This is a genomic window from Streptomyces sp. NBC_00726 (assembly GCF_045161735.1).
Lineage (GTDB): Bacteria > Actinomycetota > Actinomycetes > Streptomycetales > Streptomycetaceae > Streptomyces.
Window position 1 is genome coordinate 2,744,430 of the sequence record NZ_CP108983.1, and the last position, 12,541, is coordinate 2,756,970.

The window sequence follows — 12,541 nt, forward strand, 5'->3', positions numbered from 1 at the left end:
GTCAGTCCTGCTGGGAGTCTTGGTCGTGGCCCTGGTCGTTCTGGGAGTCACTGTTCGTGACCGTGTTCGTCTCGGTGCCCTTGCTGGTGCCGTGCTTGCCCATCTCGATCACGGTGCCGACGTGGTCGGTGTAGACGCCGAGTTGGGTACCCGGGTCGAGCACGACCGACGCATGGGGGCGGTGCGTGGCGGTCGGATAGGGGGCAAGCCGGCCGGCCCCCCAGGGGCGCACGCCGATCTCAACTGCGGTGGACATCCTGACCTCCTCATCACGGTGGCTCTTGCCGAATCAGAAGCTACGGGCGCCGTGTATGGAGTAGGACTGACTGCGGGTACGGGTTTGATGACCGGCGGCACGGGGAGGGCGGCATGGCCGTGGCAGGCGCTGCACGCGGACGAGCGACAGCGGGCATGATCGCCGGCTTCGTTCTGCGTCTGGCCCGGGAGGGCACGCCCGTCCGCACACAGACGGGCATGGCCGAAGCGATGGGCGTCGATCTGACCACCTGGCAGGGGTGGGAAACGGGACGACGACCGCTCGCCAACATGAAGGCCGGAGCGCTTCTTGAGATCCGACGCCGATTACTCGCGCTGGGCGCCGAGCCTCACGTCCTGCATCTCCTCGACCCCGCGATGGACGCGGACCGCGTCGTCGCCGCGACGATCCGCCCGGCGGCCGACGCCCACCACCCGCTCGCGAGCTGGGTGCACACCCGCGACACGGCCCACATGATCGCCTGGGCGCTGAACGGAACCGTTCCGCCCTCCCTCGCGGACGGTGCGGCGAGGGAGCGCCGGGGTCCTGTCGTCAAGGCCCCGCTCCTGCCCGTTCCCGACCGCAGTGCGTTCTTCGCCCGCCTCCGGGAAACCGCCGAATCCGCATTGCGCGCAGGAGACGACGGGCTGCTGCTCCACCGCCAGGCCCTCTACCTCTGCTCCTACGACCGAACACCCGAGGCGACATCGTGGATGGCGCACGCTCTGCACAGCCGCCGCGATCTGACCTCCGCCCGCGGCTGGTCACCACGCTGGGCGACCGCACGGTCGACAGCCGCCGCACTGGTGAGGCTCGGCGATCGTCAGCCGCTGCTCGACTTCATCGAGAGGGGCCTGGCGGGCGACGACTCCGCCGAGGCCGCCAACCTCAACTACTGGGCCTACTGGCTCGGTGCGATCCGGGAGCCCCAGCCGGACGACGGCTTCATGCGGCACGGCGCCACCAACCGGGAGCCGGTGCGGCTCCTGCGCGGGCTCGCCACCGGCCTCCACCAGGCTCCGGCGTACATGGACCTGTACGTCCATTCGCTGTGGGCCCTTCTGGTCACCAGCCCCTGGTTACCCCTGGCAGACACCGCCCTGGCGGAAAGCCTGACCGCACACACCGCCCGGCTCCTCGATCACAACGGGATCTCCCCGCGAGCGAGGCGGGAGCTCAGTTCAGTGCATTACGTTCTACGCGAGAACCGCACGTGACACATCGGAGGGCGCACTTCATGGCGGACACGGAGCAGGAGCAGGAGCAGGCAAAGGGCACCGCAGGTTTTCTGCTGGAGATGGGGATGCTCAAGCGCGCCAAGCGCTCCGGCTGGTGGATCGCCGGGGTGAAGGACCCGGAGACCATCGCGGAGCACAGCTTCCGGGTCGCGCTCATCGGGTCCGTGCTCGCCATGATGGAGGGTGCCGACCCGGCGAAGACGGCCCTCCTCGGGCTGTGGCACGACACGCAGGAAACCCGCGTCAGCGACATCCCGCACATCGGCCGTCGCTACCTCGAAGCCGCCGGCAACGAGAAGGTCACCGCCGATCAGCTCTCCGCAGCGCACCCTGCCGTGAAGAGCGGCGCGCAGCGGATCGTCGAGGAGTACGAGAACGGCGATTCCCTCGAAGTCGTCTGCGCACACGACGCCGACAAGCTCGAATGCCTGATCCAGGCCGTCGAGTACCGCGAACAGGGCTGCTCGAACGTTCAGCCCTGGATCGACAGCAGCATCGCCAAGCTCAAGACCGCCTCCGCCCAGACCCTCGCCGAAGCCGCGCTCACGATGACATCGATCGAGTGGCAGCAGACGTACATCCGCTGAGTTCCACCGCGCGCGACAGCGTCCACGTACTACTGCGGCCGAGTTCGACCGCCTCCACCAGTCCGACGACGAGGCCGGGCAACGGCCGGGGCGGCGCTGCCCGGAAGGGCTGAGTCAGAGGTACGCCGCATACGCGTCCAGCGTCCGCAGGACCTCCGGTTCCGGGGCCGGGGGGAGTTGGAGGACGATCTCCTCGATGCCCAGGTCCGCGAAGCGGGTCAGTTTGCCGGGGGACGGGAGGATCGCGTACGGGACCACGTGGAGGGCCTTCGGGTCGCGGCCGGCGGCGGCCCACGCGGTGCGGAGGCGGGGCAGGGACTCGGTGAGGCCGCTGCCGCCGATGGGGAGCCAGCCGTCGGCGAACTCCGCGATGTGGGCGAAGAGCCTGGGGCCGGCGGCGCCGCCGATCAGGGTGCGGGGGCCCTGTGGGCGGTGCGGCTTGGGGTACGCGTGGCTGGCGCGTACCGAGCCGAACTCGCCCTCGTACGGCGTGGGTTCCGGCGCCCACAGCGCCTGCATCAGGGCCAGCCGTTCGCGGCCGAGACGGCGGCGGACCGGCCAGTCGACACCGTGGTCGGCGGCCTCCTCGACGTTCCAGCCGTAGCCGATGCCCAGGGTGAAGCGGCCGGCGGAGAGGTGGTCCAGGGTGGCGATCCGCTTGGCCAGGTCGATGGGGTCGTGCTGGGCGATCAGGGTGATGCCGGTGCCCAGGGCCAGCCGCTCGGTCACCGCCGCGGCCTGGGCGAGGGCGACGAAGGGGTCCAGGGTGCGCCCGTACTCGCGGGGCAGCTCGCCGCCCGCCGGGTAGGGGGTGTCCCGGCTCACCGGGATGTGGGTGTGCTCGGGCAGATACAGCCCGGCGAACCCGCGCTGTTCGAGCTGGCGCGCCAGCCGCACCGGAGTGATCGTCTCGTCGGTGAGGAAGATCGTGGTGGCGATCCGCATACGAAGGCACCCTCCGTCGTTGTCCCGTGACGCTGTCGTCCCGTGCCCTCCAACGTATGCGGTCGGGGGTGCGAAGGGGCGGCTCCGGCCTCCCCAAACCCCGTCCACTTAGGTTAGGCTCACCTAAATTACGCTACGAACGCAGGGGAGCGGAATCATGGGGCACGGCTGGGAGGGCGTCGTCCTCAAGCTCATGCGCGGGCGCGACTTCACCTTCACCGTCACCGCGGTCGAGGAACCCGCCGACGGCTTCCGGCGCGTCGCGGTCACCGACGGCGGGCTGCTCGCCGCGACCGGCGGGGCGCACCCCACGATGTGGGTCAGGCTCTGGTTCGACCGGTCCGGCAAACCGCATCAGCGCGCGTACACCCTGGTCGACCCGGACCCCGAAGCCGGCTCGTTCACGCTGGAGTTCGCGCTGCACGAGGGCCCGGCCACCGACTGGGCCCTGGCCGCCCGGCCCGGTGACACGATCGACGCCACCCTCCAGGGCACCGGCTTCTCGCTCCCCGAACCGGCCCCCAGCCGGCTCGTCGTGATCGGCGACCCGGCGTCCCTGCCCGCGATGAACTCCCTGCTGGACGCGCTGCCGGGCACCCCCGCGACCCTCTGGTACGAGGAGGCGCCCGGCACGGCCGACACGCCGCCGCTGCGCCTGGACGCCGACCGCCACACGCTGCACCGGGTCGCCCGCCACGACCGGGGCGCGGCGCTCATCGACGCGGTGAAGTCCGGGCTGCCGGGCGTGCTCGGCGAGGACGCCTCGGGCGCGTACGTCTGGATCGCCTGCGACACGGCGACGACCAGGGCCTTGTCGGCGTACGTGCGCAAGGACCTGGCCGTCCCCAAGGAGCGGGTGCACGCCCTGGGTTACTGGCGTGCGGGCTGAGCGTCAGCCCCGCGTGGCCGCGTGCATGATGTACGGGCCGCTCATCGTCGCCGGGCCCAGCGACACGGCCGCACCGGCCGAGGCGATCTGCGCGGTGGTGGACGTGCCGGGGTAGAACCAGCGCCAGCTGCCCGAACCGCTCGCGGTCACGGTCGCGGAAAGCCGGCCCGAGCCGTTCGTGCTGACCGTCTTCACGGTCTTGTACGCGCTCGCGCCCGCCTTCCGGAACTGGAGCTGGACGCGCTGACCGGCGTACCCCCGGTACTTCAGCGCCTCCCAGTCGGCCCGGCTCAGCGTGCCGGTGACCTTGACCTGCTTGCTCCCGCCGAGCGGGCCGGGGCCGGCCGCGGCCGCCGTCAGGGTCGCGGCGCGCTTGAGGTGGAACGGGGCGACGCAGTCGAAGATCCAGTAGTCGTCGTCACGCGCGTTCGCGATGCCGTAGGCGCACCAGCCGCCGGCCGCGTCGTTCGCGTTCCTGTCGCTGTAGTCGGGGAAGTACGCCGGTACGAGTCTCATCATCGCCGTGCACTCCGACGTGGTGGCGCTCAGCTTCCTGCACGTCGTGCTGTCCCTCTCCACCGGCGCGTTCGCGGTGGAAGTCGCGTTGCCGACGTCGATCCGGCTCAGGCCCTCGACCCCCGAGTCGTCCTTGAGCGTCACCCTGACCGGGAACGTCACCGTTTTACTGATCCCGACGATCACGTTCTTGCCATTGTTGGTCACCCCCTTGGTGACCCGGATGTCCCCCCGCCCCTCGGCGTTGGCCGCCGTCGTGCCGAGCACGGTCATGGCCGCCATCGCGGCCACCGTGCTCCACAGCACGTGTCTTCGCATGTCCCCTCCTCATCGCACCCCGCCCCGGCTGCCGGGGCGGGCGCGTCGGCACAGCGTAGAGCCGGGGCGCGGGGCGCCCGCCGGAGGGGCCCGCGACGGGGGCGCGCGCCTGCGGTCAGGCCGCCCCGGCCACCGGCTCCGGCGCCCTCATCGCGCCCAACCGGCGTTCGCAGCCCCGTCGTTGCCACACCGCGACCCCCGCCACCGCCACGCCGAGTGCCAGCCAGCCCGCCGGGCCCGCGGCCATGACCAGGCCCGTGAGCAGCGGGGGGCCCGCGGACTTCTGGATGGACTGGGACATGCCGGCCACGCCGAGGTACGCGGCCCGTTCGTCCGGCGGGGCGAGCAGGACGGCCAGTTCCCAGGAGCTGACCGAGCGCATCAGCTCCGCCATCGTGACCAGGACCGCCGCCGCGAGGAGGACTCCGGCCGCCGTCCAGGTGCCGCAGCCGGTGGACGCCGCCAGCAGGGCGCAGGTGGCGAAGAGCAGCACCCCGTACAGCACCACCGCGCGCACCGCCCTGCGCGGGCCCTCCGTCCTTCGGGACACGGCGAGTTGGAGCAGGACGACCAGCACGGTGTTGATGACCAGGAAGGCCGGGACGAGGGCGTGCGGGGCGGAGGTGCGGTTGACGAGCCAGAGCGGGAGGCCGACGGCGAGCACCGAGTCGTCCAGGTTCATCGGGATGTCGAGGAGCACGAAGCGGAGGTAACCCCGGTCCCGCCAGGGGTTCCCGGCGCGCGGCCGGCCCGGCCCGGAGCGCGCCGCGCTCACCGTCCCGCCCGGCTGCTCCCCCGTACGCCACACCAGCGCGGCGGCGACGAGGAAGGAGAGCGCGTTGCCGAGGATCAGCGCGCGGTACGCGTCCGCCGTGCCGGCCGCCAGGCCGATCGCGGCGAGTCCGGCGCCCAGCCCGTAGCCCGCGTTGGCGGCGCTGCGGGACAACGCCTGGTAGGCGGCGCGCCGTTCGCCCGCCGCGCGGGTGGCGAACAGCATCTCCAGGGTCTTGGCCGCCCGGTCCCCCAGATAGGTCACGGCGACCACGACGAGCAGCGCCTCGAACCGCGTGCAGAGCAGCACCAGCGTGAGCGTCACGAGGCGCAGCAGATGACAGCCGATCAGCAGCGGGCGCACCGGGAAGCGGGTCGCGAGGCGTCCGGCGAGGGGTGAGCCCGCGATGCCGGCGACGCCCGCCGTGCCGAGCAGGGCGCCGATCTGCTGGGCGCTGAGGTGGGTGACGAAGGTGAGGTAGAGGACCGATGAGGCGGCCCACAGGCCGGTGCCGGTGCGGTCGACGGCCAGCGCGCGCAGCATGATCCGGGCGTCTCTGCCGCCCGGCGGGTTACGCAACTGGGCCGGCAGGCCCGCCTGTCGGCTTCCGTCCCGGACGCGACCCACCCGTACCCCCAAGTATCTCGACATCAAGAGACCTATCGACCCGCGGAAGCCTGCCCGGATACTCTCTTGATGTCAAGATGCTTGATAACGAGATAGATGGAGTCGGGCGGGCCGGGGAACGAATCCGCGTCCCGCCTCCTCTGTGGGGTGATCCGGGCGCCCTGCCGCCCCCTGACCGAGGAGTCGCCATGTCCCTCACCACCCGCGCCGCCGCCCTCACCGTCGCCGGCGTCCTCACCGCCGACGGGCTGCTGCACGTGCTCTGGTCCACCGGGAGCACCTGGCCCGCCGGGGACGCGCAAGCCCTCTCGTACGCGGTGCTCGGCATCGACGCCCCGTTCACCCCGCCCGTCGTACTCCCCCTCGCCGCCGCCCTGTTCGGCGGCGCGGCCCTGGTCACCGCCCACGCGCGGCTGGGGCGCACCCACCGGTTCGGGCGCCTGCTCCAGGCCGGTACGCTCGCCGTCGCCTGCGGCACCGCACTGCGCGGGCTGGCCGGCATCGGCTGGGCGGTGGGGCTGCGGGCCGGGCTCGACGCGGCCTCCGGGGACACCTTCCAGCTGCTCAACCGGGTCGTGTACACACCGCTCTGCCTGCTGCTCGCCGCCGCCGCGCTGCGGGTGGCGGCCGGGAAGGAAGCCGCCGCGCCCCGTACGACGCCCGGGAAGGAGGCCGCCGTCCGTGCCCGATGACGCCGCACGCGACCGTGCGATACGCCTGGTGGCCGCCGCCCGGCGCGGCGACACGCTCGCCATGAACGAGCTGCTGGACATCCTCACCCCGTACGCCGGCCGCATCTGTGCCCCGATCGCGCTCGCCGACGGGCCGGACGCCGTCCAGGAGACCCTGGTCGCCGTGTTCCGCGGCCTGCGCACGCTGAAGGAGCCGGCGGCGCTGTACGGGTGGGTGCGGGCGATCGCCTGCCGGGAGGCGGTCCGGGTCGCCCGGCGCGGGGCCCGGTCCGTGCCGGCCGACCTCGCGACGCTGCCCCAGCGCGGCGACCCCCAACTGGCCGCCGACATCGGCGATGTGCTGGCCCGGCTGAGCCCGGAGCACCGCGCCGTGCTCGTGCTGCGAGACGTCGAGGGGCTGGACGAGCGGGCCGCCGCCGCCCTGCTCGGTCTCCGCGTCGGCACCGTCAAGTCCCGTCTGTCCCGCGCCCGGGACTCCTTCCGGAAGGCATGGACGTCATGACCGAAACCCCGCGGTGGCCCGCCGCCGCCCCCCTGGACCCGGTCCGCCGCCTCCGCGTCCTCGCGGCCGGGGTGCCCGGCGCCCGCGTCACCACCCGTGAGATCGCCGCGCCGTGCGCCGAGGTGGAGCCCCTGCTCGCCGACATCGACGGCGAACTCGCGCTCCTGGTCCCCGATATGCGCCGGCTGCGGCTGACCCGCGCCGACGGGGACCGGGTCGAGGCGGTGGCCCGCAGCCGGTTCGGGATGCACGCCCGCTTCCACGGGGTGCGGCGGCCCGGCTGGCTGTGGCTCCAGAGCCGCTTCGTGCTCATCGGCATCGCGGCCACGCCGTCGGCCGCCCGCCCCGGGCACACCCTGGTCGCCTTCACGGGCGGGGTACGGGTGCCGGGCCGGGCGGCCCTGGTGCCGGTGGGCGTGCGGCGGGCGGGCCACAGGGTGCTGGCCCGGCTGGACGCCCGCGTCGGGCGGCGGGGGTGAGGTGCGGGGGCGGCCGGGGCGCCGACCAGGCCCGCACCCTGCTCCACCCGAAGGCCCCGGACACCCCGGCCTGACGGGGGCTCATTTCCGGTACAGCTCCTCGATCTCCTCCGCGAAGTCCCGCGCGATGGCGTCCCGTTTCAGCTTCAGGGACGGCGTCAGATGGCCGCTCTCCTCCGTGAAGTCCACCGGCAGTACGGTGAACTTGCGGATCGACTCGGCGCGGGAGACCAGGCGGTTGGCCTCGTCCACGGCGCGCTGAAGTGCGGTGCGCAGCTCCTCGTCGTGGACGAGTTCGCGCAGGGGCACGTTCTGCTTCTTGCGCATCCGGCACCAGTGCGCGAGCCCGTCCGCCTCCAGCGTGATCAGGGCCGTGATGAAGGAGCGGTTGTCGCCGACGACCATGCACTGGCCGACCAGCGGATGGGCGCGCAGCCAGTCCTCCAGCGGGGCGGGGGTGACGTTCTTGCCGCCCGACGTGATGATGATGTCCTTCTTGCGGCCGGTGATCGTGAGGTAGCCGTCCGCGTCGAGCGCGCCCAGGTCGCCGGTGGCGAACCAGCCGCCGTCCAGCGCGGGGACCGCCTCGCCGCGCTCCGCGTCCCAGTACCCCTGGAACACCTGCCCGCCGCTGAGCAGCACCTCGCCGTCCTCGGCTATGCGTACGGCGGTGCCGGGCATCGGCCAGCCGACCGTGCCCAGGCGGGGCTTGAGCGGTGGGGTGACCGTGGCGGCGGCGGTCGTCTCGGTCAGACCGTAGCCCTCGAAGATCTCGATGCCGGCGCCCGCGTAGAACGCCGCGAGCCGCCGCCCCAGCGGGGAGCCGCCGCAGATCGCGTACCGGACGTGCCCGCCGAGCGCCGCCCGGATGCGGCGGTAGACCAGCGGGTCGTACAGCGCCCGGGCGGCGCGCAGCCCGAGGCCGGGGCCGGGGCCCGTGCCGTGTTCGGCGGCCTCGACGGCCTGGCCGTAGCGCTGGGCGATCCGGGCGGCCCGGTCGAAGGAGGAGACGCGGCCCATCTTCTCGGCGGTGGCCCGGCCCGTGTTGTAGACCTTCTCCAGGACGTACGGGATCGCCAGCAGGAACGACGGCTTGAAACCGGCCATGTCGGCGAGCAGGTCGTCCGTCTGGATCGACGGCGCGTGGCCGAGCCGGACCCGGGCGCGCAGACAGCCGATCGCGACCATCCGGCCGAAGACGTGGGACAGCGGCAGGAACAGCAGGGTCGACGCGGGGTACTTGCTGACCGACTTGAAGACCGGGTGCAGCAGCTCGATGGCGTTGTCGACCTCGGCGAAGAAGTTGCCGTGCGTCAGCACGCACCCCTTCGGCCGGCCCGTCGTCCCGGAGGTGTAGATCAGGGTCGCCGGAGTCTCCGGCTCCAGGGTCGCGCGGCGCTCGGCGACGGCGTCGTCCGGCAGATGCCGCCCGAGCTTCTTCAGCCGGCCGAGCGCCCCCGTGTCGAACTGCCACAGGTGCGCGAGCCCGGCCAGCTGCTTGCGTTCCTGGCTGATGATCCGCCCCTGGTCCGCCGTCTCGACCGCGCAGGCCACCGCCCCGGAGTCCTGGAGAATCCAGCGGGCCTGAAAGGCGGACGAGGTCGGGTAGATCGGCACGGTGACCAGACCGGCCGCCCAGGCCGCGAAGTCGAGCAGCGTCCACTCGTACGTCGTACGCGCCATGATCGCGATCCGGTCGCCGGCCCGCAGCCCCTCCGCGATCAGTCCCTTCGCGACGGCCAGCACCTCGGCGGCGAACTCGTCCGCCGACACGTCCTGCCAGCTCCCGTCCGCCTGCTTCCGGCTCAGCACGGCGTCGGCAGGCGCCTCCCGCGCGTTGTCGAACGGAATCTCAGCGAGCGACCCCCGCCGAACGGCCGGCGCGAACGCCGGTACGGAGACCTGCCGGACGGTCCCGTAGGCATCCCGATCCAGTGTCGGCTCGACCAGGGCGGGGACGGCGGATGCGGGGGAAGGTGCGGGTGGCGTGGACACGTGCGGCTCCTCGGCAAGGGGGACGGGCGGGTTCACTGCTTGGCGTACTCACACGCGTTCAAGAATCGCCGTGACCCCCTGGCCGCCCGCCGCGCAGATCGAGATCAGCCCGCGGCCCGGGGCGTCCCGCTCCGCGAGGAGCTTCGCGAGGGTGGCGACGATGCGGGCGCCCGTCGCGGCGAAGGGGTGTCCGGTGGCGAGCGAGGAGCCCGCGACGTTCAGCCGGTCGCGGTCGACGGGCGCGAGCCCCTGCTTCTCCCAGGCGGCCAGCGTGGCCAGCACCTGGGAGGCGAACGCCTCGTGGATCTCGAAGAGGTCGAAGTCCTCGATGCCGAGCCCGGCCCGCTCCAGCAGCCGGGGCACGGCGTACGCGGGCGCCATCAGCAGCCCGTCCTCGCCGTTCACGTAGTCCACCGCGGCGGTCTCGTACAGCGAGAGGTACGCCTGAGGTTCGAGGCCGTGCGCCTCCGCCCACTCCTCGCTCGCCAGGAGCACGGTCGCGGCACCGTCCGTGAGCGGTGTCGAATTGCCCGCGGTCATCGTCGCGTCGGGGTGGTCCGCGCCGAACACCGGCTTCAGCGTGGCGAGTTTCTCCACCGTGGAGCCGGGGCGCAGGTTCTGGTCGCGTTCCAGGCCCTGGTACGGGACGACGAGGTCGTCCAGGAAGCCCCGTTCGTACGCGGCGGCGAGCCGCTGGTGGCTGGTGGCGGCCAGGGCGTCCTGCTCGGCGCGGCCGATGTCCCACTGCCGGGCGGTGAGCGCCGCGTGGTCGCCCATCGAAAGCCCGGTGCGGGGTTCGGCGTTGCGCGGGATGTCCGGGACGAGGTGCCGGGGGCGTACCCCCGTGAGGGTCTTCGCACGGGCGCCCGCCGACTTGGCGCGCCGGACGGAGAGCAGCAGCCGGCGCAGCTCGTCGTTGACGCCGAGCGGGGCGTCGCTGGTGGTGTCCGTGCCGCCCGCGACGGCCGAGTCGATGGCCCCGAGCATGATCTTGTCGGCGGCCGCGATCACCGCCTGGAGGCCCGTGCCGCACGCCTGCTGGACGTCGTACGCGGGCGTGCGCGGGTCGAGCCGCGAGCCGAGCACCGTCTCGCGGGCCAGGTTGAAGTCGCGGCTGTGCTTGAGGACCGCGCCCGCCACGAACTCGCCGACGCGCTCGCCCTGGAGCCCGAAGCGCTCGACCAGGCCGTCGAGCGCGGCGGTCAGCATCTGCTGGTTGGAGACCTGCGCGTAGGGCCCGTCGGACCGGGCGAACGGGATACGGCTGCCGCCGATGACCGCGACCCGGCGGGGCTGCGGGAGTGCGAGGGGAATCAACTCGACCAACTCATCTCGACCAGCTCCTGACTCTTGAGTAACCTTACTCTGGAGTAAATCTACGACCGAGCAGGGAGTCTGGACAATGGCCGACCGCTATCTGCATCTGACCGGCACGGCACCCGGCAAGTTCCTCACCCGCAAACTCGGTCTCCCGCAGCCCGCCCGGCTGCGCCGCTGGACCCTGGAGACGCCGACGCTCACCGGCCCGGTGCTCCACCTCACCGCGGGCGGGTCCACGATCACCGCGGAGCTGGCCGCGGTCCTCACCGCGACCGGCCTGGAGGTCACCGCCCGCGCGGACCGGCCCGCCGCGCTCGTGCTCGACGCGACCGCCGTGGACACCGCCGCCGGGCTGGGCGCCGTGCACGCCGCCCTCCACCCGGTCGTCCGCTCGCTCGCCCCCGGCGGCCGGGTCGTCGTCCTCGGGGTGCGGCCCTCACCGGAGGACCACCACCAGGCCGCCGCCCAGCAGGCCCTGGAGGGCTTCACGCGCTCGCTCGGCAAGGAGATCGGCAAGGGCGCCACCGTGCAGCTGGTCCGCATCGCGCCGGCCGCCGTCGCCTCCGCCGAGTCCACCCTGCGCTTCCTGCTCTCGCCCCGCTCCGCGTACGTCAGCGGCCAGGTCGTCGAGGTGACCGACGCCGCCCCCGACGAGGTCGCCGACTGGGCCGCCCCGCTGGCCGGCCGGACCGCCCTGGTCACCGGCGCCGCCCGGGGCATCGGGGCCTCCGTCGCCTCGGTGCTGGCCCGCGACGGGGCCCGGGTCGTCTGCCTGGACGTACCCCAGGCCCAGGAGGACCTGGTGCGCACCGCCGACCGCCTCGGCGCCACCGCGCTCCCCCTCGACATCACGGCCGAGGACGCCGCCGAACGCATCGCGGCCGCCGCCCCGGACGGGCTCGACATCCTCGTCCACAACGCCGGCATCACCCGCGACCGGCGGCTCGCCAACATGGCCGCCGACCGCTGGGCCCAGGTCATCGACGTCAACCTGGACAGCGTCCTGCGCACCACCGACGCGCTGCTGAAGGCGGGCACGGTCAACCGGGGCGGCCGGATCGTCACCACCGCCTCCATCGCGGGCATCGCCGGCAACAACGGCCAGACCAACTACGCGGCCAGCAAGGCCGGCATCATCGGCCTGGTCCGCTCACTGGCCCCGCGCGCCGCCGCCGACCACGGCGTCACGGTCAACGCGGTCGCGCCCGGCTTCATCGAGACGAAGATGACCGCGGCCGTCCCGCTGTTCATCCGCGAGGCGGGCCGCCGGATGAACTCCCTCGCACAGGGCGGCCTCCCGGTCGACGTCGCCGAAACCACCGCCTGGTTCGCCCAGCCCGCGTCCGCCGCCGTCAACGGCCAGGTCGTCCGGGTCTGCGGCCAGAGCCTGCTGGGGGCGTGACCC

13 protein-coding genes are annotated in these 12,541 nt (G+C 73.1%); 7 read left to right on the forward strand and 6 right to left on the reverse strand.

Annotated elements, in window-relative coordinates; translation table 11 throughout:
• Position 1: 1 nt before the first annotated feature.
• Positions 2 to 256, reverse strand: a complete 255-nt coding sequence (gene tgmA, locus OG338_RS12110) for a putative ATP-grasp-modified RiPP (RefSeq protein ID WP_405937344.1) — start codon at positions 254 to 256, stop codon at positions 2 to 4.
• A 218-nt stretch (positions 257 to 474) separates the two neighbouring features.
• Between tgmA and OG338_RS12115 the strand changes: the two genes are divergently transcribed.
• Both OG338_RS12115 and OG338_RS12120 read left to right on the forward strand, forming a co-directional pair.
• A complete protein-coding gene (locus OG338_RS12115) occupies positions 475 to 1,473 on the forward strand; it encodes an XRE family transcriptional regulator (RefSeq protein WP_405937345.1) in 999 nt (332 codons plus the stop codon).
• Positions 1,474 to 1,493: 20 nt separating this feature from the next.
• A complete protein-coding gene (locus tag OG338_RS12120) occupies positions 1,494 to 2,081 on the forward strand; it encodes an HD family hydrolase (RefSeq protein ID WP_405937346.1) in 588 nt (195 codons plus the stop codon).
• A 114-nt stretch (positions 2,082 to 2,195) separates the two neighbouring features.
• On the opposite strand, the gene OG338_RS12125 is transcribed toward OG338_RS12120, so the two are convergent.
• Entirely contained in the window at positions 2,196 to 3,026 is an 831-nt protein-coding gene (locus OG338_RS12125; protein WP_405937347.1) for a TIGR03619 family F420-dependent LLM class oxidoreductase, read from the reverse strand.
• 157 nt (positions 3,027 to 3,183) lie between these two features.
• Here OG338_RS12125 and OG338_RS12130 point away from each other — a divergent pair, with 157 nt between their 5' ends.
• Positions 3,184 to 3,915 carry a siderophore-interacting protein gene (locus tag OG338_RS12130; RefSeq protein ID WP_405937348.1) on the forward strand — a complete coding sequence of 244 codons (732 nt, stop codon included), beginning with the start codon at positions 3,184 to 3,186 and terminating at the stop codon, positions 3,913 to 3,915.
• Between the two features lie 3 nt (positions 3,916 to 3,918).
• Here OG338_RS12130 and OG338_RS12135 read toward each other — a convergent pair whose 3' ends face one another.
• A complete protein-coding gene (locus OG338_RS12135) occupies positions 3,919 to 4,749 on the reverse strand; it encodes a hypothetical protein (protein WP_405937349.1) in 831 nt (276 codons plus the stop codon).
• A 115-nt stretch (positions 4,750 to 4,864) separates the two neighbouring features.
• A complete protein-coding gene (locus tag OG338_RS12140) occupies positions 4,865 to 6,064 on the reverse strand; it encodes an MFS transporter (protein WP_405937350.1) in 1,200 nt (399 codons plus the stop codon).
• Between the two features lie 272 nt (positions 6,065 to 6,336).
• On the opposite strand from OG338_RS12140, the gene OG338_RS12145 reads away from it, so the two are divergent.
• The 3 genes from OG338_RS12145 to OG338_RS12155 all read left to right on the forward strand — a co-directional run bounded on the left by OG338_RS12145 (position 6,337) and on the right by OG338_RS12155 (position 7,821).
• Positions 6,337 to 6,840, forward strand: coding sequence for a DUF3995 domain-containing protein (locus OG338_RS12145; RefSeq protein WP_405937351.1), 504 nt, complete (start codon positions 6,337 to 6,339; stop codon positions 6,838 to 6,840).
• Positions 6,841 to 6,901: 61 nt separating this feature from the next.
• The gene (locus OG338_RS12150) at positions 6,902 to 7,342 is read left to right on the forward strand and encodes an RNA polymerase sigma factor (protein WP_405940396.1); all 441 of its coding nucleotides are present in this window, start codon (positions 6,902 to 6,904) and stop codon (positions 7,340 to 7,342) included.
• Entirely contained in the window at positions 7,339 to 7,821 is a 483-nt protein-coding gene (locus OG338_RS12155; RefSeq protein WP_405937352.1) for a hypothetical protein, read from the forward strand. The genes OG338_RS12150 and OG338_RS12155 overlap by 4 nt, the downstream gene beginning before the upstream one ends.
• An 81-nt stretch (positions 7,822 to 7,902) precedes the next feature.
• Here OG338_RS12155 and OG338_RS12160 read toward each other — a convergent pair whose 3' ends face one another.
• Positions 7,903 to 9,816, reverse strand: coding sequence for an AMP-dependent synthetase/ligase (locus tag OG338_RS12160; protein WP_405937353.1), 1,914 nt, complete (start codon positions 9,814 to 9,816; stop codon positions 7,903 to 7,905).
• Positions 9,817 to 9,864: 48 nt separating this feature from the next.
• Entirely contained in the window at positions 9,865 to 11,142 is a 1,278-nt protein-coding gene (locus OG338_RS12165; RefSeq protein ID WP_405937354.1) for an acetyl-CoA C-acetyltransferase, read from the reverse strand.
• A 76-nt stretch (positions 11,143 to 11,218) separates the two neighbouring features.
• On the opposite strand from OG338_RS12165, the gene OG338_RS12170 reads away from it, so the two are divergent.
• Positions 11,219 to 12,538, forward strand: a complete 1,320-nt coding sequence (locus tag OG338_RS12170) for a 3-oxoacyl-ACP reductase (RefSeq protein ID WP_405937355.1) — start codon at positions 11,219 to 11,221, stop codon at positions 12,536 to 12,538.
• The last annotated feature ends 3 nt before the right edge of the window (positions 12,539 to 12,541 follow it).

Excerpts from the sequence above, each read along its gene's own strand:
- OG338_RS12125 (WP_405937347.1), bottom strand. The coding sequence starts at position 3,026 with ATGCGGATCGCCACCACGATCTTCCTCACCGACGAGACGATCACTCCG.
- OG338_RS12170 (WP_405937355.1), top strand. The coding sequence starts at position 11,219 with ATGGCCGACCGCTATCTGCATCTGACCGGCACGGCACCCGGCAAGTTC.
- OG338_RS12115 (WP_405937345.1), top strand. The coding sequence starts at position 475 with ATGGCCGAAGCGATGGGCGTCGATCTGACCACCTGGCAGGGGTGGGAA.
- OG338_RS12140 (WP_405937350.1), bottom strand. The coding sequence starts at position 6,064 with ATGCTGCGCGCGCTGGCCGTCGACCGCACCGGCACCGGCCTGTGGGCC.
- OG338_RS12135 (WP_405937349.1), bottom strand. The coding sequence starts at position 4,749 with ATGCGAAGACACGTGCTGTGGAGCACGGTGGCCGCGATGGCGGCCATG.
- OG338_RS12145 (WP_405937351.1), top strand. The coding sequence starts at position 6,337 with ATGTCCCTCACCACCCGCGCCGCCGCCCTCACCGTCGCCGGCGTCCTC.
- OG338_RS12120 (WP_405937346.1), top strand. The coding sequence starts at position 1,494 with ATGGCGGACACGGAGCAGGAGCAGGAGCAGGCAAAGGGCACCGCAGGT.
- OG338_RS12155 (WP_405937352.1), top strand. The coding sequence starts at position 7,339 with ATGACCGAAACCCCGCGGTGGCCCGCCGCCGCCCCCCTGGACCCGGTC.
- tgmA (WP_405937344.1), bottom strand. The coding sequence starts at position 256 with ATGTCCACCGCAGTTGAGATCGGCGTGCGCCCCTGGGGGGCCGGCCGG.
- OG338_RS12130 (WP_405937348.1), top strand. The coding sequence starts at position 3,184 with ATGGGGCACGGCTGGGAGGGCGTCGTCCTCAAGCTCATGCGCGGGCGC.
- OG338_RS12150 (WP_405940396.1), top strand. The coding sequence starts at position 6,902 with ATGAACGAGCTGCTGGACATCCTCACCCCGTACGCCGGCCGCATCTGT.